Below are 20,121 nucleotides of genomic sequence, written 5' to 3' on the forward strand. Positions count from 1 at the left end.
CCGGTGGAGGAAAGTTGATCGACATTCGCTTGGGTCCGCAGGTGTGCGGCGACCTGACCGGCGGGGCGACCCGGGAGTGGCTGGTCACCGACGGCCTCGGCGGGTACGCCATGGGCACCGTGAGCGGCCTGCGGACCCGCCGCTACCACGGCCTGCTGGTGGTGGCCGGTGAGACGCCGGCGTCCCGACGGGTGGGACTGGTCAGCCTGGACCCGGCGGTGGTCCTCCCCTCCGGCGCGCGGGTGCGCCTGGGCGCGCACGAGTGGGCCTCCGGCGACGTCGACCCGCGTGGCTTCGAGCTGCTGGAGCGGTTCGACCTGACCGACGGCCTGCCGCGGTGGCGCTGGCGGGTCGGCGATGTGGTGATCGAGCGGGAGCTGGCGATGACGCACGGCCGCCCGGCCGTGGCCGTGGTGCACCGGCTGGTCGCCGGCGGCCCGGCGCGGCTCGAACTGGCGGCGGTCTGCACCTGGCGGGACGCGCACGGTGAGCGCCGCGCCGACGGCCCGGCCCCGCGGGTGGAGCCGGTGCCGGGCGGGGCGGTGATCGAGGGCGGGTTCCGGCTCGCCGGGCCGGACTGGACCCCGGAGGGCCAGTGGTGGCACGGCGCGCACCACCGCGAGGAGGCGGCGCGCGGCCTGCACCCCGACGACGACCTCTGGTACGCCGGTCGCTTCTCCGGGGAGCTGGGCGGGCCGGGCGACATAGTGTCGGTGCTCGCCTGGGCCGGCGACCCGGCGCAGGAGCCCCCGCCGGCGACCGAGGTGGTGGCGGCGGCCCGGGCCCGCAACCGGCGGGTCGTGGCGGCGGCGAAGCCGGCGGACCCGGTCGAGGCGACGCTCGCGCTGGCTGCGGACGCCTTCGTGATCCGCACCGGCGCCGGGCCGGACGTGGTGGCTGGCTACCCGTGGTTCGGCGCCTGGTCGCGGGACACGATGCTCTCCTACGAGGGGCTGTTCCTCTGCACCAACCGGGCCGACGAGGGCCGCGAGCTGCTGCGGGCGTACGCGGCGACCCTGTCGGAGGGGATGCTCGCCAACACCGCCGACACCGGCCGGGTGGAGTACAACACCGTCGACGCGACGCTGTGGTTCCTGCACGCGGTGAGCCGGCACGTCACCGTCACCGGCGACACCGACCTCGGCGACGAGCTGCTGCCCGCGTTGCGCGGGGTGGTCGACGCGCACCTTGCCGGCACCCGGTTCGGCATCGCCGTCGACCCGGCCGACGGGCTGATCACCCAGGGCGGCACCCCGGGCACGGCGCTGACCTGGATGGACGCCCGGGTGTACGGGGTGCCGGTCACGCCGCGCATCGGCAAGCCGGTGGAGGTCAACGCGCTGTGGGTCAACGGGCTGGCCGGCCTCGCCGAGCTGACCGAGCTGGCCGGGCGGGACGCGACCGACCTGCGGCGGCTGCACGAGCGGGCCGTCGCCGCGTTCCGGGACCGGTTCCCCGCCCCGACGGGCTGGCTGCACGACGTGGTGGACGCGCCCGCGCCGGCGTACCCGCTGGGCGGGGCCGCCCACCACGACGACGACCTGCTCCGCCCCAACCAGCTGCTGGCCTGGTCGCTGCCGTACGCCCCGCTGGAGCCCGACGAGCCCACGCTGCGCCGGATCGCCGCCGGGCTGCTCACCCCGCTGGGCCCGCGCAGCCTCTCCCCCGACTCGCCCGAGTTCGCCGGGCGGCACCAGGGCGGGCCGGCCGAGCGGGACGGCGCCTACCACCAGGGCACCGTGTGGCCCTGGCTGCTCGGCCCGTACGCCGACGCCGCCCGGCGGGCCAAGATGCCGGTTGACGACCTTTTCGTGGGCATCGAAGCTCATCTGACCGAATACGGCCTGGGATCGGTGAGCGAGACGGCCGACGGGCTCCCGCCGCACCGCGCGACCGGCTGCCCGTTCCAGGCGTGGTCGGTCGCCGAGACGCTGCGCGCGCGCCGCACCCGCCGGTAGCGCTTCACACGACCGCAACGGCGGCGTCTCCGCTGGTTAGCCAGCCGCCAGGAGGATGGGTGCCGATCCGGTCGCGACGTCCGACGGGCATCCTCGCGGTGCCGGTCGACGCGCGTTCGGGGACAACTCAAAGGGGGCCGCATGTCACCTGACGCCGACGTGATCGACATCCACCTCACCCGGCAGCAGCGGGTGCTGATGCTCTCCTGGGAATACCCACCCGTGCTCGTCGGCGGGCTCGGCCGGCACGTGCACGCGCTGTCGGTGGCCCTGGCCGCCGCCGGGCACGAGGTCACCGTCGTCACCCGGCACGCCGACGGCGCGCCCCTCGAGGAGTACGCCGACGGCGTCCGCATCCTGCGCGCCGCCGAGGACCCGGTGACCTTCCCGCTCGCCACCTCCTCCCTGCTGGCCTGGACGATGGCGTTCAACCACACCCTCACCCGGGCCGCCCTGCGGGCCACCGAGGCCGGCTCGTACGACGTGGTCCACGCCCACGACTGGCTCGTCGCGCACACCGCCGTCACGCTCGCCGAGCACCTGGACCTGCCGCTGGTCAGCACCATCCACGCCACCGAGGCCGGCCGGCACCAGGGCTGGCTGCCGGAGGAGCTGAACCGCACCATCCACGGCGTCGAGCACTGGCTGGCCGGCGAGTCCGGCCGGGTGATCGTCTGCTCCGGCTACATGCGCGACCAGGTCGCCACGCTCTTCGACCTGCCGGCCGACCGGATCGACGTGGTACCCAACGGGGTCGACGACCGGGCCTGGCGGGCGCGAGCAGGGGCGGTCGCCTCGGCCCGCGCCCGGTTCGCCGGGGACGGCCCCCTCGTCGGGTACGCCGGCCGGCTGGTCTACGAGAAGGGCGTGCAGCATCTGGTGCACGCCGTGCCGCACCTGCGCGACCGGCACCCCGGGCTGCGGGTGGTGATCGCGGGCGACGGCCCCTACCGCGCCGAGTTGGAGGAGGAAACCCGCCGGCTCGCGCTCGGGCAGACCGTACGCTTCGCCGGCTTCCTGGACTCGACCCAGCTCCCGGCGCTGCTCGGCGCCACCGACGCGACCGTGGTGCCCAGCCTCTACGAGCCCTTCGGGATGGTGGCCCTGGAGGCGGCGGCGGCCGGCGCGCCCCTCGCGGTGGCCCGCACCGGCGGCCTCGCGGAGATCGTCGAGCCCGGCGTGACCGGCGTGACCTTCCCGCACAGCGACCCGGGCGCCCTCGCCAGCGCGGTCGACCGGCTCATCGGCGACGAGGTCTTCGCCCGGCGGGTGGCCCGGCGGGCCCGCACCATGGTCGGCCGGCGGTACGGCTGGGCCACCATCGCGGCCCGGACCGCCGGCACGTACGCGACCGCCCGCCGCGAGCACGGCCCGGCGCGGGCCCGGCGGGCCGCCGCCCGGCTCGGCGAGCCCCGGCAGAAGATCACCATCCCCGAGGGGAACCTGCTCGCGCTCGACGGTGCCGCCTGCTGAACCCGCCGGCGGCCTGCCGAACGGCGTGCGACACCACCCCGCGCGGCACGTCCGGTGCCCGACACAACAGCCCCGCCCGCCCGTCGGCACGCGATACTTCCTGGTGGCCCGGCATCGACCGGCACCCCCCCTCCCCGGCACCACCCTCTGTGGACCGTCCGGGTGATGCCCTGCGCCACGGCGGCGAACTACAGTGGCGTAGTTTTGGCGCTCAAGATCCCTGGGGAGGGCGAGCCGACATGATGGGACCGTCCCACGCGCTGTCCGGCGCGGCGGTGTGGCTGACCGGGTCCTGGGCGCTGGACCACTTCGCCAACTACCACCAGACCCCGCTGGAGCTCGCCGTCGGCACCGCGGTCTGCGCCGGCGGGGCGCTCTTCCCCGACCTCGACCTGTCCGGCAAGGTGACCCGCAACCAGGGCGGGGCCACCGTCGCCCGCACCTTCGGCGTGTTCTCGCTCTTCATCGCCGAGGTGATGGAGAAGATCTCGCTCGGGGTCTACTACGCGACCAAGCTCAGCAAGGACCCCCGCCGCAACAACGGCCACCGGACCCTGACCCACACCATCCCGTTCACCCTGCTGGTCGGCTGGGGCACCACCACGCTCTGCGCCGCGTACGGCAAGTGGGCGGTGATCGGCATCCTGTTCTTCATGTTCGGGCTGGCCCTGCGCGGGCTGTTCGACAAGTGGGCGGAGCGGGCCGGCTGGGTCATCGTGACCCTCGCGTCGGCCGGGGCGGCCTGGTTCACCTTCGCCAACCTGCCCGGCGGCCGGGGCTACCCGCTGATCGGCACCGCCGTCGGGGTGGGCTGCTTCGTGCACATCCTCGGCGACATGATCACCCGGGCGGGGGTGCCGATCCTGTGGCCGATCCCGATCAAACGTCGGATGTGGACGCCGATCGGCCTGCCGAACAAGATCGCCCTGCGGGCCGGCAGCAAGACCGAGGTGGTCGTCGTCCGGGCCGTGCTGACGGCGGTCTCGGTGCTCGCGGCGCTGGGGCTGGTCGCCCCGTCGGTGTTGCAGCGCTTCAACATCGAGGGCTGAGGGCCCCCGACCTGTCAGGACAGCGCCTCGGCGGCCCAGCACACCAGCAACTCCAGCACCGGCCGGCGGCCGGCCATCATCTCCGCCTCGTCACGCCCGTCGTAGGTCCCGCTGATCGCGGTCCGGCCGAGCCGGCCGAGCATCATCGGCGCCAGCCAGAAGTACTTGGCCGCCCCGGTGAGCCGGACGGCCCGGACGACCACGGCCGGCGCGACGGCGCCGCGCAGCCCCTCGACGTAGCGGTCGACCACCGTGGCGGCCACCTCGTCGAGCAGGGCGACGTCGACCAGCCCGTCGAGGAAGGTGTCGAGTGCCAGGTTCGCCGCGTCCTCGCCGAGCGGCCCCGGCCCGACGCCCGACCAGTCCAGCAGCACCGGGCCGCCGTCGCCGAACACCAGGTTCATCGGCCAGCAGTCGTGGTGGCAGAGCGTGCGGGGCAGCGCGTCGGTGGCCGCCAGCACCTCGTGCCGCCGCTCCCACAGCGCGCGCAGGGCGTCGCGCAGGGGGCGCGGCCAGGCGGCGACGGCGACCGGGTGCTCCCACGGCACCGGGGCGGCCACCGGCCGGGTGAGCGTGTAGTCGCGCAGCCAGTCACGCGCCAGCCAGTCCGGCGCCCGGCCGCCCGGCAGCAGTTCCCGCGCCGCGGGATCGCCCAGCCAGCGGGCGTGTCCGGCGGCGAGCCGGGCGGCAACCTCGCCGAGGTCGGCGGGCGTGCAGGCGATGCCCGGCCGGCCGGTCGCCTCGGCCAGCCACAGCGCCACCGAGCCGTCCGGCCGGTCGTCGACCGCCAGCGGCGTCGGCGCGGCCAGCCCCGCGTCGGCGTACGCGGCGGTGGCCAGGCCGCTGCGGTACGCCTCGACCTCGCGTCGCCAGTAGTTCCAGTGCCCCGGCTCGTCGCTGCCGGCCCAGTGCGCGGGGCCGGGGCGGCCGGGCGGGGTGACCAGCTTCAGCACGGCCGCTTGCCCGTCCCGGCGGGTGCGCCAGATGCCGCCGGTCACCCCGTTGAGGGTGTTGTGGGTGAGCTGCTCGGCCGGCACGCCGGCGGGGACCAGGTCGGCCGGTGGACGGTCCGGTACGCCGGTCACCATCAGGGCCGCTCGGCGTGGTCGGCCCGGCGGGCCGCCAGCACCGGGCCCTCGGAGCCGCTGGGCGACGGCTGGGCGGGCACGGTGCCGGAGGGATCGGTGCGGCGCCAACGGGCGAGGAGCCGGGTCGCCGCCGGCGAGCCGTGCACGACGGCGGCGTAGGTCACGACGGGCCAGAGCAGCGTCGCCGTCGTGAGCGGCCAGGCCAGCGCCGCGTCGGCGACGGCCGTCTCGGTGACCGCGGCGACGCCGCCGACGTACAGCCCGACGATCACCACGGCGACGGCGCAGGCCGCGAGGGTGCGGGCCGCCGGCCCGTGGCGGCTCGCGGCGGCGTCGCCGATCACGACGGCCGGCGCCACCGCCAGCGGCACGAGCGCGGCGCCCAGCAGGGCGGCGACCAGCACCCAGAACGGCCCGGCCAGCGGACTGCCCAGGGGGGCGCCCGTGATCAGCGCGTACGCGAACAGCGCCAGGTAGCAGACCGCTGCCTCGACGACGAACACCAGCCAGGCGGCCACCGCCCCGGCGGCGTAGCGGGCCACCGTGCCGATCATGGAGCCTCCCCGGTGCCGGCGGGCTCCCCCGGCCCGCGTCGGCGAGCGGCGACGCGCCGCACCCGCCGACGCTATCGGAAGGACCGCCCGTCGTGCCTCCCCGCGTCGCGGCCCCGCCTGACGCCGGGCACGTCGCCGACGGGCAGGAGCTACGTCACGCCTGGCGTACGGGCGGCCGGCGGTGCGTCGGCCCGCTTCGGGGTCGCGGTCATCCGGCCGGTTCGAAGACGACCCGTACACAGCCGTCGAGCCTGTTCTTGAACAGGTGGTAGCCCTGCGGGGCGTCGGCGAGCGGCATGGTGTGGGTCGCGAGGTGTTCGGTGACGAGCTCGTCGCGGGCCATGCGCTCCAGCAGCATCGGAATGTAGCGCTGGCCGTGCTGCTGGGCGCCGCGCAGGGTGAGGCCCTTGTTCGTCACGGCCCCGAGCGGGAACTTGTCGACCGGGCCGGCGTAGCCGCCGAGGAGGAACACGCTTCCGCCCTTGCGGCAGTGGTGGATCGCCTCGCGGGCGGCGACGGGACGCTCCGATTCGAGGCGCAGCTGCTGCTTGACCTGGTCGAACAGGAACTGCGGGCCGCTGCTGGGTGGTTGCATGCCGACGGCCTCGATGCACACGTCGGGTCCGCGTCCGCCGCTGCGTTCCAGCAGTTCCCCGCCGACGTCCTGGGTCTGGTAGTTGAGCGTCTCCGCCCCCAGGTGGTCCCGCGCCATCCGCAACCGGTTCTCGATCCGGTCGATCACAACGACGCGCTCCGCGCCGAGCAGGACGGCCGCGCGTGCCGCCAGTTGTCCGACCGCGCCGGCGCCCCAGACGGCGACCACGTCGCCGGCCTTGACGCCACCGAGATCGGCGCCCATCCAACCCGTCGGGGCGGCGTCGGAGGCGAACACGGCCCGTTCGTCGCTGACGCCGTCGGGAACCGTGAAGGCCCCGTGGTCGGCGTAGGGGACGCGGACGTAGTCGGCGTGACTGCCCGCGAAGGGGCCCAGGGCGTGCGAGTAGCCGTAGCACCCGCCCGGTGCGAAGCCCCACACGCCCTCGGTGACAGCCGGGTTGGTGTTCCCGTTGTCGCACAGCGAGAACTGCTGCTGCCGGCAGTACCAGCAGCGCCCGCAGGCGACGAAGGAGCAGACCACCACGCGGTCGCCCACCCTGTGCTCGCGCACCTGCGGGCCGACCTCGACCACCTCGCCGAGGAACTCGTGGCCCAGCACGTCGCCCCGCTCCATGAACGGGATGTAGCCGTCCAGCAGGTGCAGGTCCGAGCCGCAGGTGGCCGTCTTGCGTACCCGGACGATCATGTCCTGTTCGTTGCGCAGCTGCGGATCCGGCACCCGCGTCACGGCAAGCTCGTCGGCGCCCTGCCACACCAACGCCTTCACGGTCGCCCCTTCCGGCGCTGAGCGGACACAGTCACCGACGTCGTGGGCGGAACACCTAGACGCCGACCCGCTGGGGCGGGACCGTCAGCCCGTAGAGCGCCATCAGCTCCGGAGTGTCGACCCGGCTGCCGTCGGCGACCGAGTCGCAGGAGATGTCGACGATCTGGTCCTTGTGGGCCAGCAGGTAGGGCCGGGCGCCGACGTCCGCGCTGGCCAGGGTGGCGATGCCGGACCAGTGCCGGCGCCCGAACAGCATCGGGTAGCCGCGCAGCCCGGCGTACGTGGCGCAGACGAGCACGTCGGGGTACGGCAGCGCGGTCACCCGGCGGACGGCGGCGGCGGTGAGGCCGGGCATGTCGACCGGCACGACCACGACCGCCTCGATCCCCTCGTCGTCGAGCGCGGCCAGGCCGGCCCGGATGGACGAGCCGACGCCGGTGCCCCACGCCCGGTTGATCACCACCGTGGCCCGGCTCAGGTCGGCCGTCTCGCGGACCTGGTCGGCCGCCGCGCCCAGCACGACCACGATCTGCTCGCAGCCCGCCTCGGTCATCGTGTCGATCATCTGGTCCACCAGCGGCTTCTCCCCGTGGTGCAGCAGGGCCTCCGGGCCACCGATGCGGCGTCCCCCGCCCGCGGCGATGATCATTCCTGCGATCCGGTTCAGCTGGGCCCCCTCCACCATGGAGCGGACCGTGCCGCGAGGGCACGGCCCGCTCCGTCGTACGGACATCGGGAGCAACGAGGACAAGGCGAGCCGGGTAGCGGGGCGAAAGGGGAAAATAGTGCAACTGTTACCGATCGGCAACCCCACCGGACCGCCCGCGACGGACTGTCCGGCCGATCAGGACGACGCCCTCGCGGCGGCGACCGCGACCGGCATCGGGTCACGGGGTGGACGCGGGAGCAGGCGGGCAAGGTCGCCGTGGGTCTCGGCGAGGAACCCGCCCGCCGTGGCGGAGTAGATCGACATGAGCATCGCCGGCTGGAAGGGCAGCAGGCCCAGGCCCGCCAGCGCGGCACGACGCTCGCCCAGCGACGCCGGACGGTAGGGCACCTCCAGCGCGGCGGCGAGACCGGCCGCCGTGAGCGCGCCGGGCCCCGTCAGCTCGTACGTGCGGTGGCGGTGGGCGGCGGGGTCGGCGGCGACCCCGACGGCGGCGTCGGCCAGGTCCTGCCGGGCCACCGCCGCCAACGCGCCCGCGCCGAACGGGGCGGTCACCGCGCCCCCGACGGGGGCGGCCAACTGGCCGAACAGCTCCGCGTAGAGCCCGTTGCGCAGGATCGTCCAACCCAGCCGGCTCTCCCGCAGGCGGCGCTCCGTCCACCGGTGCGCCAGCGCGAACGCCAGGTGGTCGCCGGCCCCGACCAGGCTGGTGTAGATCACGTGGTCCACCCCGTGCCGCTCCGCCGCCGCGATCACCCGCTCGTGGCGGGCGATGACCACGTCGTCCTCGCCGTAGCCGGCGGAGACCAGCACCAGGACACGTACGCCCGCGAGGTCCGGCCCCGCCGGGTCGTCGAAGTCCACGTGCCGCCCGGCGTCGGCGAAGCGGCCGGGGGTACGGGTGCCGGCGAGCGGGGCCAGGCCCCGCTCGGCCAGACCGGCGTAGATGAGGGAGCCCAGGTGCCCGGAGGCACCAGTGACCAGCAACATGAGATGAGCCTTCCGCGTGGTACCGAATCGGAACTAACCTCATCGTCGGGAACCACGGAACCGGGCACAAGGAGGCACTTCCATGTCGGCAGGGCACACGGCGGTAACCGACGCGCTGGCACCGTGCGGGCTGCCCGAGCACCCGGACTGCGGAATCCGCGACGTGCTCGACCGCATCGGCGACAAGTGGTCGGTGCTCGCGGTCGTCGAACTCTCCTCCGGCGTCCGGCGGTTCCGGGAGTTGCAGCGGGGCATCCACGGCATCTCGCAACGGATGCTCACCCTGACCCTGCGCCGCCTGGAACGCGACGGCCTGGTGCTGCGCACCGCGTACCCGACCGTCCCGGTGACCGTGACCTACGAGCTGACCGCGCGCGGCCGGAGCCTGACCCACCTCGTCCGGCAGCTGGCCGACTGGTCGCTGGCGCACAAGGACGCGATCGCCGAGTCCCGTCGGGCGTGGGACGCCGCCAACCCCGGATCAGCCGTCTCCTGACCGGTGCCCGTCACGTGGCGTCCGCGTAGCAGTCGACGACGGACAGATCCAGCGGGAAGCGGACCGGGGTGTCGCCGAAGAGCAGGGCGGCGGCCCGCTCGCCGGCGCGGGTGACCGCCTCGGCGACCGCGCCGGCCTGCTCCGCCGGACAGTGCACGATCACCTCGTCGTGCTGGAAGAAGACCAGCTCGGCGCCGGTGCCGGCGAGCCCGCCGCGCAGCGTCGCCAGCAGGGTCGAGGCCCACTCGGCGGCGGTGGCCTGGATGACGAAGTTGCGGGTGAACCGCCCCCGGGACCGGGCCGCCCGGGCGCGCGGCGACTGCGGGTCGCCGCCGCCGTCGGGGTCGGCCTCCTCGCCGTCGCCGAACCCGGCCGTGCCCGGCGGGCAGGTGCGCCCCAGCCAGGAACGCACGAGCCCGCCGGCCTCGCCGGTGCGGGCGGCCGCCTCGACGTAGCCGAAGGCGGTCGGGTAGCTGCGCCGCAGCACCGCCAGCGCCGGCACCGCCGACCCGCCGGTCTGCCCGTACATGGCCCCGAGCAGGGCCACCTTGGCGCGGGCCCGGTCACCGGCGAAGGCGTCCTGGGCGAGGGCGGCGTAGAGGTCGCCGGCGCCGCCGGCCGCGGCGAGCCGGGCGTCGCCCGAGACTGCGGCGAGCACCCTCGGCTCCAACTGGCCCGCGTCGGCGACCACGAACCGCCAGCCCGGGTCGGCGACCACCGCCCGCCGGATCACCTTGGGGATCTGCAACGCGCCCCCGCCCCGGGTGGCCCACCGGCCGGAGACCACCCCGCCCGGGACGTACTCCGGCTGGAACCGCCCGTCCCGCACCCACGCGTCGCGCCAGGCCCAGCCGTGCGCCGTCCAGATCCGGTAGAGCTCCTTGTATTCCAGGACCAACGGCACCGCCGGGTGGTCCACCCCGCGCAGCACCCAGGCGCGGGTGTTGGGCAGTTCCACGCCGGCCCGGGCGAACGCCCGCAACAGCTCCGCCGGGGAGTCGGCGTGCAGTTGGCGTACGCCGAACGCGTCGGCGATCCGGGCGGCCAGCTCGGCCAGCCGGCGGGGCGGGCCGCCGACCGGGGAGGGCTCGCCGAGCAGCTCGGCGAGGATCTCGTCGTGCACCTCGGCCCGCCAGGGCAGCCCGGCCGCACCCATCTCCACGGCGATCAGCGCGCCGGCCGACTCGGCGGCGACCAGCAGCCGGAACCGGCCGGGGTGCTCGGTCGCGGCGATCCGGGCGAGCTGGTCGGCGTACACCCGGGTCAACGCCTCGATGCCCGGGCCCGGCGGGCCGGGCAGGGCGTCGAAGAGCGCGCCCTGGCCGTGGCCCGGCGGCGCGGCCGGGCGCGGCGGCGGGTCGGCCGGCACCGGCGCACCGGTGAGCCGCGCCCACGCCGCGGCGAGCGCGCGGGGCTCGCCCCAGCGGCCGGCGTGCCCGAGCAGCAGGGCCTCGGTCAGCTCCACGTCGTGGCAGCGCTCCACCCGCACCCCGGCGCGCAGCAGCGCAGGGTAGACCGTGGCGCCGGACGCCCACACCCAGCGCGGGTGGGCGACCCGCTCGCGCGCGGCCACCGCGGCGGCCAGGTCGGCCGCCGGCTCGACCGGGCCGACAGGAGCCCCGGCAGCGTCGAGGGGTTGCAGGGCTCCCCCGCCCCGCTCATCCGACACCACCGCCACCAGCACGAACGCGATTCTGCCTCGTTCCTACGACACTCCCCGCGACCCACCCCACCGCCACAACGTCTACTGCTGTGACCGCACAGGTGGGCGGGGTTGGCTGCCGAAGCAGTTGGTGGACGCGTTTCCGCTCCGCCGCATCGGTGAGCGGTAGAAGGTGGCAACGGCAGAAGTGAGGCAGATCCCGGCAGCTGCGATGAGTGACGGGCGGCTGCCGAGGTGAACAGCTGCGGAGCCGAGCGGGATCGCCAGAGCGATCGGCCCGAACATCACGGTGTTGGCCGTCGCGGCGACTCGCCCGAGCAACGCCGTCGGTGTGTGCGTCTGCACTGCGGTCACCGCTGCGACCAGGGTCCAGGGCAGGCCGATGCCGGCGACCACCGAGGCGGCAACCGTGACCGGCCACCAGGGCAGGCAGCGCGCCAGGCAGCCGGCTGCGAACAGCACCGTGCCGGCGATGCCGACAGCAACTGGGCCCCGACGGGCGATGAGTGGGCCGACGATCAGTCCGCCGAGGATGGACCCGGCGCCCTGGGCACCGGCCAGCACGCCGAGGAACGCAGGCGGCAGGCCAAGCACCCCGATGACGATCGCGTAGACGGCCGCGGTCGTGAAGCCGGACATGGCAATGGACACTGCGGCGAGTGCGACGGTGACGCGCACCACCGGTTGCCCGAACAGGATGGCGAGCCCTGCGCGGAGGCCGCGCTGCCGCTCCTGCGGACGGTCGGCTGGCGTACGGGTCAGTCGCACTCTCGCGTACAGGATGGCGACCAGGACGGGCACGGCCGCGCTGAGGACGGCCACCACGTGACCACCGTGCCATGCGTAGAGGCCCGCGCCGGCCAGTGGAGCCACGAGCTTCATGCCTTCCTGAGCACTCGAACGCCAGCCGTTGACATGGCCGAGTTCCGCAGGTGACAGCGATGACGGCAGCAGCGCGGTCTCGCCCGCGTCAATCACCACGTGGCCGAGCCCGTAGGCGCACAGGACGGCGAAGATCAGCCAGGTCTCGCCGGGTCCCCGCACCGCGAACAGACTCAGCAGGACGGCGGCCAACGTGAGGTTGACTGCGATGATCAGTGGTCGCGCCGGCGCCCGGTCGAAGAGACCTCCCAGCCACGGGCCAGCAAGTACCGGGGCATACACGCATAGCCCGGCGAGGGCCGCGAGGCTGCTGGAACCGGTGAGGTCAAGGAGCCAGATCCCGGCTACCAGGGACATGACGCTGCCACCGAAGCCCGACAGCAGCGATATCGCCACGAACAGCCCAGCATTGCGGCGCATGGGGCCTCCAAGATTGAGCCGAGGTGACTCATCCTCATTACTTGAGCCTCAGCAAGGCAATGCCGCTGGCGGCTGTCAAGCTTTCGTTGACAGCCCCGCCTCCAGGCTCGCGGCGACCGCTCGAACGGGCCTCGGCAACCGTTGGCACCCCGCCTCGGCGAGGTCGGCGGCGACATGCGATGCCAGCGCGTAGAGCGAGCCCGGAGCGGCATCGAGCGCGGCCTCTGCCGTACTTCGTATGAGCGCCGCCCGCCGGAACCGGTTATCCCAACCTCGATCCACATCGATCCAGCGATGAAGATCCGCTATCGCGGTCCGCAACGCCGCGATCCGCGGCGAATAGTGAAGATCGAGGTTCTGCCGCCGGGACCACCGGGCTGCCGCCAGACGTTGGCGACGCTGCTCCGCAGCCTGCCGACTACCGAGTCCCAGCGCGGCAGCGATCTGCGCCCATGTCGCACCCTGGTAGCGGGCGCGGTCGATGAGCTCCAACTCTTGCTCGTCGAGTCGGCAACGGGCAGCTCGGATCTCGGCCAACTGACCCATCTCCGGTGTCACACGTCAACGCTACGTCGACGGTGGAAACGGGTCGATGCGGCGACAGCCGGCTCGGTAGCGTGGGCGGGTGCCACCACAGATCCCCCATCCCGATCCCGGAGTTCCGGACACCAGGGGGCCGCTGCGGTACCTGTGGTGGCTGGCCCGCTGCCAGCCGTGGCGGGTGCTGCGCGGCGCACTGCTCGGCACGGCCTGGATGACCGGGCTGTCGGTCCGGCCCTACCTGATCTCCCGGGCCGTGGACGACGGGTTGCGTCCCGGCGACACCCGCGCCCTGACCCTGTGGGTGGCCGCGATCGTCGTCGCCGGCGCGGCGCTGGCCTACCTGGGCATCATGCGGCACCGCACGATGACCTTCATCCGGGAGGACGCGAAGGCCCGGTCGGCCGCCGTGGTGCTGCGCCACCTGTCCCGGGTCGGCGCGGTGCTGCCCCGCCGCAGCGCGGCGGGCGAGGTGGCCACGGTCGGCGGCACCGACGTCGACCGGGTCGCGCAGGTGCTGACGATCACCGGACCCGGCGTCGGCGCGGTGGTCGCGTACGTGGTCGTCGCCGTCGTGCTCTGGTCGATCTCACCCCTGCTCGCGCTCTGCGTGCTGGTGGGCGTGCCGACGGTCGGCCTGGTCGTGGCCCCCCTGCTGCGCCGGCTGGACCGGGTGGAGTCGACCTACCGGCAGCAGCAGGGCGAGCTGACCGCCCGCTCCGGCGACATCGTGGCCGGGCTGCGGGTGCTCGCCGGGGTGGGCGGCCGGGGCCTGTTCGCCCGCCGGTACGCCGCCCGGTCCCGGGACCTGCTCGCCGAGGGCTACCGGGTGGGGGCGGTGAACAGCTGGATCGACGCGGCCACGGTCGCCGTCCCGGGGCTGTTCCTCGCCGCGGTGGTGTGGCTGGCGGCCCGGATGGCGGTGACCGGCGAGATCAGCGTCGGGGAACTGGTCGCCGTCTACGGCTACGTCGCCACGCTCATCGTGCCGGTCTGGTTCCTGCTCGAGGGCAGCCACCAGCTGATCCGGGGCCGGGTCGCCGCCCGTCGGATCATTGCCCTGCTCGCCGTGACGCCGGACGGTGTCGGCGGCCCGCGCCCCCTGCCGTCCTCCCCCGGCGCGGCACCGGTTCCCGACGCCCGGCGGCCGGCGCGGGCCGCCGCCCCGGACGTCCCCGCCGACCTGCACGACCCGGCGAGCGGGTTGACCGTGCCCGCCGGCCGGCTCACCGCGGTCGCCGCCACCGACCCGGCCGACGCCGTCGCGCTGGCCGACCGGCTCGGCCGGTACGTCGTCGGCGACGTGACCTGGGGCGGGGCACCGCTGAGCGGCGTCGGACTCGACGAGGTGCGGGCCCGCATCCTGCTCGCCGACCACGACGCGTACCTGTTCGCCGGGACGCTGCGGGAGACGCTGCGCGGGGCCCGCCCCGACGCCGACGACGAGCGGATCGCCGCCGCTCTGCACGCCGCGTCGGCCGAGGACGTGGTCGACGCGCTGCCGCACGGGCTCGACACCCCGCTGGACAGCCGGGCCCGTTCCCTCTCCGGCGGTCAGCGGCAACGGGTGCGGCTGGCCCGGGCCCTGCTCGCCGACCCGGAGGTGCTGATCCTCGTCGAGCCGACCTCGGCGGTGGACGCGCACACCGAGGCCCGCGTCGCCGCGCGGCTGTGGGAGGCCCGGGCCGGCCGTACCACCGTCGTGTTCACCACCTCGCCGCTGTTGCTCGGGCGGGCCGACCGGGTCGCACACCTTCACGCGGGGCGGGTCGTCGGCGCCGGCGGGCACGCCGACCTGCTGGACGCGGACCCGGGCTACCGGCGACTGGTGGCGCGCGACGACGCCGACGCCGAGCGGGTGCCGCGGTGAACGGGCTGCCGGTGGCCGACCGGGCCGCCGTGCGCCGGGCGACGTGGGAGCTGATCAGCCGGGACCGGCGCGCCGTCGCAGCCGTGCTGGCGCTGCACGTCGCGGCCACGGTCGCGGGGCTCGCCCCGCCGTGGCTGCTCGGCGCCGTCGTCGACCGGGTCTCCACCGGGACGGGCGTCGGCACCGTCGACCGGCTCGCCCTGGCGATCGTGGCCTGCGTGCTGGTGCAGACGCTGCTGTCGCGCTTCGCGCAGTACGCCGGCCACCGCTTCGGCGAGCGGGCCGTGGCCCGGCTGCGCGAGGAGTTCGTCGACCGGACGCTGAACCTCCCCGTCGCCGTCGTCGAACGGGCCGGGTCCGGGGAGCTGGCCACCCGCAGCTCGGTCGACGTGGCCACCGTCGGCATCACGGTCCGGGACGTGGTGCCCACCATCGTCATCGCCTCGGTGCAGCTGACGCTGCTGTTCGGGGCGGTCTTCCTGCTGCACCCGGTGCTCGGGGTGGTCGCACTGGCCGGGCTGCCGACGATCGTGGGGGTGACCCGCTGGTACCTGCGGCGGGCCAGCCCCGCCTACCTGGCCGAGGGGGCGGCCGCCGCCGAGCTGACCGAGACGCTGACCAGCACCGCCGAGGGCGCCCGTACGGTCGAGGCGTTCCGCCTCGCCGACGAGCGGGTCGGGCACGGCGAAGCGCGCATCGCCCGGGTGTGGTCGGCCCGGCGGGCCACCCTCGCGCTGCGTTCCGTCTTCTTCCCCGCGATCGAGGCCAGCTACCCGCTGCCCGTCGCGGCGGTGCTGCTGGCCGGTGGCTTCCTGCTCACCGGGGGCGAGGTGTCGCTCGGCGCGGTGGTCGCTGCGGCGCTCTACCTGCAACAGGCGATCGATCCGCTGGACCGGATCCTGCAGTGGACGGAGCAGGCGCAGCGCGGCTTCGCCTCGTTCGCCCGGGTGCTCGGCGTCGGCGAGGTGCCACCGGAGTCGCCCGGCCGGGCCGCCGCGCCGGCCGGCGAACGGCTGGTCGTGCGCGGCGCCCGGTTCGGGTACGCGGACGGGCCCGACGTGCTGCACGGCATCGACCTGGCGGTGCGCCCCGGCGAGCGGCTGGCGGTCGTCGGGCCGTCGGGGGCCGGGAAGTCCACCCTGGCCCGGCTGCTCGCCGGCATCGACCCGCCCCGGGAAGGGCAGGTCAGCGTCGGCGGCTGCCCTGTCACGGACCTGGACCCGGCCGAGCGGCGGCGACGCATCGCACTGGTCACCCAGGAGCACCACGTCTTCATCGGTACGCTGCGCGACAATCTCGCCTTCGCCGCCCCGGAAGCCACCGACGACCGGATGCGTGCGGTGCTGGCCACCGTCGGCGCCGACTGGTACACGCGGCTGCCCGACGGCCTCGAGACCCGCCTCGGCGACGGCGCGCATCCGCTCGGCGCGGCCGAGGCCCAGCAGCTCGCGCTGGCCCGGCTGGTGCTCGCCGACCCGCACACGCTGATCCTCGACGAGGCGACCGCCGCCCTCGACCCGACCACGGCGCGGCGTACCGAGCGGGCCCTGGCCGCCCTGCTCGGCGGGCGGACCGTGATCGCCATCGCGCACCGGCTCAACACCGCGCACGACGCCGACCGGGTGGCGGTGCTGGAGGGCGGCCGGATCACCGAGCTCGGCAGCCACGACGAGCTGATCCGCGCCGACGGCCCGTACGCCGCCCTCTGGCGCTCCTGGCATTCCTGACGTCGGCCCCGTCGGGCCGGCGGTCGACGTCGGCGGGCACCGCGTCGACCGCCCGGGTCAGGTCACTTCACGGCGCCGGAGGTGAGGCCGGACTGGATCTGCCGTTGGAAGATCGCGTAGACGACGATCATGGGGAGGATGGCGATGGTCAGGGCCGCGAAGAGGCCGGACCAGTCGGCCTCGTAGCCGGCGTTGACCGAGATGTCCGCGATGCCCTGGGTGAGCACCCACTTGTCCTTGGCGTTGGAGAGCAGCACGAGCGGCAACTGGTACTGCGCCCACTGGCCGATGATGTTGAAGATCCCCACGCTGATCAGGCCCGGCTTGGCCATCGGCAGCATCACCTGGAAGAACAGCCGGGTGTGCGAACAGCCGTCGATCATCCCCGCCTCGGCGACCGACGCCGGCAGCGTCTTGAAGAACGCGGCCAGGAAGAAGACCGTGAACGGCAGCGAGTAGGCGATGTAGACCAGCACCAGCCCGGTGTGGGTGTCCAGCAGCCCCAGGTTCTTCACCACGAAGAACAGCGGCACCAGGGCCAGGAAGACCGGGAAGGCCAGCCCCGAGACGAACAGATAGTAGATCGCCCGGTTGCCCCAGAACTTGTAGCGCGCCAACACGTACGCGGCCATCGAACCGAACAGCATGGTGCCGAAGGTGCTGCACGTCACCACGATCACGCTGTTGAGGAAGTAGCGGCCCACGTTCGCCTTGTTCCACGCCCGGGCGTAGTTCTCGAACCGCAGCTCCGCCGGGAGCGTCCACGGGCTGCTGAAGATCTCCGTGGTGTTCTTGAACGAGGCGAGGAAGGTCCAGAGGATCGGCACGATCACGATCACCGCCCAGACCGCGAGCGCCACGTGCCCGAGGCCGGCGAACAGCCGGGCCTCCGAGCGTCGGCCCCCGCGCCCGCGCCCACCCGCGGCGCCCGGCTTGACGGTCTTCGGCGGTAGCGCCGCCGGTGTCGGCGGCAGCGTCGTCTGCGGGTTCATCAGTACTCCACGCTTTCCCGCTTGGTCAGCCGCAGCGTCAACGCCGCGAAGGTGATGGTGAGGAAGAACAGCGCCACGCCCATGGCCGAGGCGTAGCCGTACTTCGAGTAGACGAAGGCGTTGCGGTAGATCTCCATGGCCAGCACGGTGGTCGCGCCGTCCGGGCCGCCGCCGTCGACCGAGAGCACGGAGACGATGGCGAACGCGTCGAACGCGGCGATGCCCAGGTAGACCCAGGCCACCTGGAGGGTGTCCCAGAGCAGCGGCAGGGTGACCCGGAAGAAGAGCGTCACCCGGCTCGCCCCGTCGATCTCGGCGGCCTCGTAGATCTCGCCGGGGATGGAGGCCATGCCCGCCGAGAAGAGCACCACGTAGAAGCCGACCGCCTGCCAGACCAGCACCGCGAGGATCGACCAGAGGGCCAGGTTCGGCCGGACCAGGAAGAGCACCGGGTCGAAGCCGAGCTTCATCAGCACGCCGTTGATCAGGCCGGACTCGTTGGGCCGGTAGACCGTCTGGAACAGCACCGCGATGATGGCCACCGCCAGGACCTGGGGGAAGAAGAACACCACCCGGTAGAACTTCGACCCCCAGACCCCCTGGCGCTGCCCGCCGCTGCTCTTGCCGCCCACGTTGAGCAGGAACGAGAAGAACAGCGCGATGGCGATGGTGATCAGCGGCAGGGCAAGCAGCAGTACGCCGTGGTGCTGGACCGCCTTCCAGAAGTTGTCGTCGTCGAACAACCTCCGGAAGTTGTCGAAGCCCACCCACTGCGGGGCGGAGAGCCCCCGCCAGTTGGTCATCGAGATCTGGAACGCCTGCGCGTACGGCGCGATGACGAAGACCACGTACAGCGTGACCGGGACGAAGAGGAACCCGATCACGAACGGATACTTGCCGTGCCGCATGACCCCTACGCTCCGTTCGATCAGCGCTTGAACTTGGTGACGGAGCTGTCCTTCTTGATCGCGTCGGCGCGCTTCTGGATCCGCTCCACGAAGGCGTCCGCCTTGATCCGGCCGAACATCAGCTCGTTGGTGGCCGTCCGCGCCTCCGTGTCGAGCTCCTTGTACCAGCCGTCGAAGTACAGGTTGAACACGTCCTGGCCGGCGGCCTTGAGCGCGGCCTGCGAGCTGGCCACACCCGGCGGGAAGGCGAAGCCCGCCGAGCCGGCGGTCAGCACCGTCGGGGCCTTGACCACCTCGGTGAAGCCCTTCGCGCCGGCCACCGAGAGCATCTGGCGCATGTACTCCAGGCCGCCCCTGGGGTTCTTGCTCTTGGCCGAGACGAAGTAGCCCTCACCGGCGGTCGCCCGCAGCGCCGTCGCCGGCAGCTTGTCCGAGGCGGACAGGCTCGGCACCGGCATCAGCTGGTACTCGAAGCCGGACGGGGTGTCCTTCTTCTGCTCGCCCTCCAGCCAGTCGCCGCTGGGGTAGAAAGCCAGCTTGTACTGGTTCTGCCGCAGCTGCACGTCGGTGTGCTTGAGCCCCTCGAAGCTCTTGTCGACGTACTTGGCGCCGATCTCGGCCCACGCCTCGGCGGCCTGCTTGACCGCGTCCTGCTGCCAGGCGCCGTCCTCCAGGTTGTCGATGTTCTTCAGCACGTCCGTGCCGCCGATCTTCGCCGCGTGGGTGAGGATCACGTTCCACTGGTAGTAGGCCGCGTTCGCGCCGGCGTAGCCGTACGGGGTGATGCCCTTGGCCTTGATCTTGTCGAGCAGCGCGGTGAACTCGCCCCAGTTCTTCGCCGGGGCCCAGCCGTTGTCCTTGAACAGCTTGCCCGAGTACCAGATGCCGAAGACGGTGGAGACGTAGTACAGGACGTACGGCTTGCCGTTGAACGACCCGGCCTCGACGGTGCCCGGCACCACGGTGTCGCGGACCTTCTTGTTGGGGTCGTCGACCGACGGGGCGTCCCACAGCTCGGTGAGGTCCTGGAGCTGGCCGTCGGCGACCAGGGCGCCGAAGTCCATCAGCTTCTCGCCGGAGTTGTTCACGAACTCCGGCGGGTTGCCCGAGGCGAACCGCGGCTGGAGCACCGTGGACACGGCCTGGGTCGACTGGTGCTTGACCTCGGCCTTCGGGAACGCCTTCTTGTAGAGCGGCTGGTGCACGTCGGTGGCGTACTTCTCGCCGTAGCCGCCGTTGAAGATGACCACCTCGATCGGGGCGTCCTCGGGGACGCCGAGCGGGTTGGTGGCGCTCTTCGTGCCGCCAGCGACCTGCTCGTTCTTCTCGTCGCCACCGCTGGTCGCGCAGGCGCTCAGCAGGCCGGCCGCCGGGGTGGCGAGCAGGCCCACCGCGGCGGCCCGGCGCAGCACGCTCCGGCGGCTCAGGTCGGCCGGGTTGTCGGGGGTAATCGACATCGT

Annotated in this window: 17 protein-coding genes; 6 read left to right on the forward strand and 11 right to left on the reverse strand. The window is 73.8% G+C overall.

Annotated features, from left to right (window positions below; translation table 11 throughout):
* Positions 1–14: 14 nt before the first annotated feature.
* The 3 genes from ACGF5C_RS31305 to ACGF5C_RS31315 all read left to right on the forward strand — a co-directional run bounded on the left by ACGF5C_RS31305 (position 15) and on the right by ACGF5C_RS31315 (position 4,480).
* Positions 15–1,958 (forward strand): amylo-alpha-1,6-glucosidase, encoded by a 1,944-nt coding sequence (locus ACGF5C_RS31305; protein ID WP_393307465.1) that lies wholly within the window; start codon positions 15–17, stop codon positions 1,956–1,958.
* Between the two features lie 141 nt (positions 1,959–2,099).
* Positions 2,100–3,431, forward strand: a complete 1,332-nt coding sequence (locus tag ACGF5C_RS31310; protein ID WP_393307467.1) for a glycosyltransferase family 4 protein — start codon at positions 2,100–2,102, stop codon at positions 3,429–3,431.
* Between the two features lie 239 nt (positions 3,432–3,670).
* Complete coding sequence (locus ACGF5C_RS31315) at positions 3,671–4,480, forward strand: metal-dependent hydrolase (RefSeq protein ID WP_393307469.1); 810 nt, start codon at positions 3,671–3,673, stop codon at positions 4,478–4,480.
* Between the two features lie 14 nt (positions 4,481–4,494).
* Here the strand turns inward: ACGF5C_RS31315 and ACGF5C_RS31320 are convergent, their stop codons facing one another.
* From ACGF5C_RS31320 to ACGF5C_RS31340, 5 genes are all read right to left on the reverse strand, one after another.
* Complete coding sequence (locus ACGF5C_RS31320) at positions 4,495–5,568, reverse strand: phosphotransferase (RefSeq protein WP_393307471.1); 1,074 nt, start codon at positions 5,566–5,568, stop codon at positions 4,495–4,497.
* Complete coding sequence (locus ACGF5C_RS31325; protein WP_393307473.1) at positions 5,568–6,122, reverse strand: hypothetical protein; 555 nt, start codon at positions 6,120–6,122, stop codon at positions 5,568–5,570. Before ACGF5C_RS31325 ends, ACGF5C_RS31320 begins: the two co-directional genes overlap by 1 nt.
* Before the next feature lie 208 nt (positions 6,123–6,330).
* A complete protein-coding gene (locus tag ACGF5C_RS31330; RefSeq protein WP_393307475.1) occupies positions 6,331–7,506 on the reverse strand; it encodes a zinc-dependent alcohol dehydrogenase in 1,176 nt (391 codons plus the stop codon).
* A gap of 55 nt (positions 7,507–7,561) precedes the next feature.
* Positions 7,562–8,155 carry an NTP transferase domain-containing protein gene (locus tag ACGF5C_RS31335; RefSeq protein ID WP_393307504.1) on the reverse strand — a complete coding sequence of 198 codons (594 nt, stop codon included), beginning with the start codon at positions 8,153–8,155 and terminating at the stop codon, positions 7,562–7,564.
* A 195-nt stretch (positions 8,156–8,350) separates the two neighbouring features.
* The gene (locus ACGF5C_RS31340) at positions 8,351–9,163 is read right to left on the reverse strand and encodes an NAD(P)H-binding protein (protein ID WP_393307477.1); all 813 of its coding nucleotides are present in this window, start codon (positions 9,161–9,163) and stop codon (positions 8,351–8,353) included.
* An 82-nt stretch (positions 9,164–9,245) separates the two neighbouring features.
* Between ACGF5C_RS31340 and ACGF5C_RS31345 the strand changes: the two genes are divergently transcribed.
* Positions 9,246–9,659 carry a winged helix-turn-helix transcriptional regulator gene (locus ACGF5C_RS31345; protein ID WP_393307479.1) on the forward strand — a complete coding sequence of 138 codons (414 nt, stop codon included), beginning with the start codon at positions 9,246–9,248 and terminating at the stop codon, positions 9,657–9,659.
* A gap of 10 nt (positions 9,660–9,669) precedes the next feature.
* On the opposite strand, the gene ACGF5C_RS31350 is transcribed toward ACGF5C_RS31345, so the two are convergent.
* The 3 genes from ACGF5C_RS31350 to ACGF5C_RS31360 all read right to left on the reverse strand — a co-directional run bounded on the left by ACGF5C_RS31350 (position 9,670) and on the right by ACGF5C_RS31360 (position 13,182).
* Complete coding sequence (locus ACGF5C_RS31350; RefSeq protein ID WP_393307481.1) at positions 9,670–11,343, reverse strand: bifunctional 3'-5' exonuclease/DNA polymerase; 1,674 nt, start codon at positions 11,341–11,343, stop codon at positions 9,670–9,672.
* A gap of 60 nt (positions 11,344–11,403) precedes the next feature.
* The gene (locus ACGF5C_RS31355) at positions 11,404–12,624 is read right to left on the reverse strand and encodes an MFS transporter (protein ID WP_393307483.1); all 1,221 of its coding nucleotides are present in this window, start codon (positions 12,622–12,624) and stop codon (positions 11,404–11,406) included.
* A gap of 75 nt (positions 12,625–12,699) precedes the next feature.
* A complete protein-coding gene (locus ACGF5C_RS31360; protein ID WP_350686732.1) occupies positions 12,700–13,182 on the reverse strand; it encodes a hypothetical protein in 483 nt (160 codons plus the stop codon).
* 163 nt (positions 13,183–13,345) lie between these two features.
* On the opposite strand from ACGF5C_RS31360, the gene ACGF5C_RS31365 reads away from it, so the two are divergent.
* On the forward strand, positions 13,346–15,034 hold the full coding sequence (locus ACGF5C_RS31365; protein ID WP_393307506.1) for an ABC transporter transmembrane domain-containing protein: 1,689 nt from the start codon (positions 13,346–13,348) through the stop codon (positions 15,032–15,034).
* Positions 15,031–16,761: an ABC transporter ATP-binding protein gene (locus tag ACGF5C_RS31370; RefSeq protein ID WP_393307486.1), complete on the forward strand. Its 1,731-nt coding sequence runs from the start codon at positions 15,031–15,033 to the stop codon at positions 16,759–16,761. The genes ACGF5C_RS31365 and ACGF5C_RS31370 overlap by 4 nt, the downstream gene beginning before the upstream one ends.
* Positions 16,762–16,823: 62 nt before the next feature.
* Here the strand turns inward: ACGF5C_RS31370 and ACGF5C_RS31375 are convergent, their stop codons facing one another.
* Genes ACGF5C_RS31375 through ngcE form a run of 3 tightly spaced genes read right to left on the reverse strand, consistent with a single transcriptional unit; the run spans position 16,824 to position 20,118 of the window.
* Positions 16,824–17,753, reverse strand: coding sequence for a carbohydrate ABC transporter permease (locus ACGF5C_RS31375; protein ID WP_393307488.1), 930 nt, complete (start codon positions 17,751–17,753; stop codon positions 16,824–16,826).
* The gene (locus tag ACGF5C_RS31380) at positions 17,753–18,661 is read right to left on the reverse strand and encodes a sugar ABC transporter permease (protein WP_357699230.1); all 909 of its coding nucleotides are present in this window, start codon (positions 18,659–18,661) and stop codon (positions 17,753–17,755) included. Before ACGF5C_RS31380 ends, ACGF5C_RS31375 begins: the two co-directional genes overlap by 1 nt.
* A gap of 20 nt (positions 18,662–18,681) precedes the next feature.
* On the reverse strand, positions 18,682–20,118 hold the full coding sequence (gene ngcE, locus ACGF5C_RS31385; RefSeq protein ID WP_393307490.1) for an N-acetylglucosamine/diacetylchitobiose ABC transporter substrate-binding protein: 1,437 nt from the start codon (positions 20,116–20,118) through the stop codon (positions 18,682–18,684).
* Between the last annotated feature and the right edge of the window lie 3 nt (positions 20,119–20,121).

It is taken from the genome of Micromonospora sp. NPDC047620, assembly GCF_043205005.1.
Lineage (GTDB): Bacteria > Actinomycetota > Actinomycetes > Mycobacteriales > Micromonosporaceae > Micromonospora.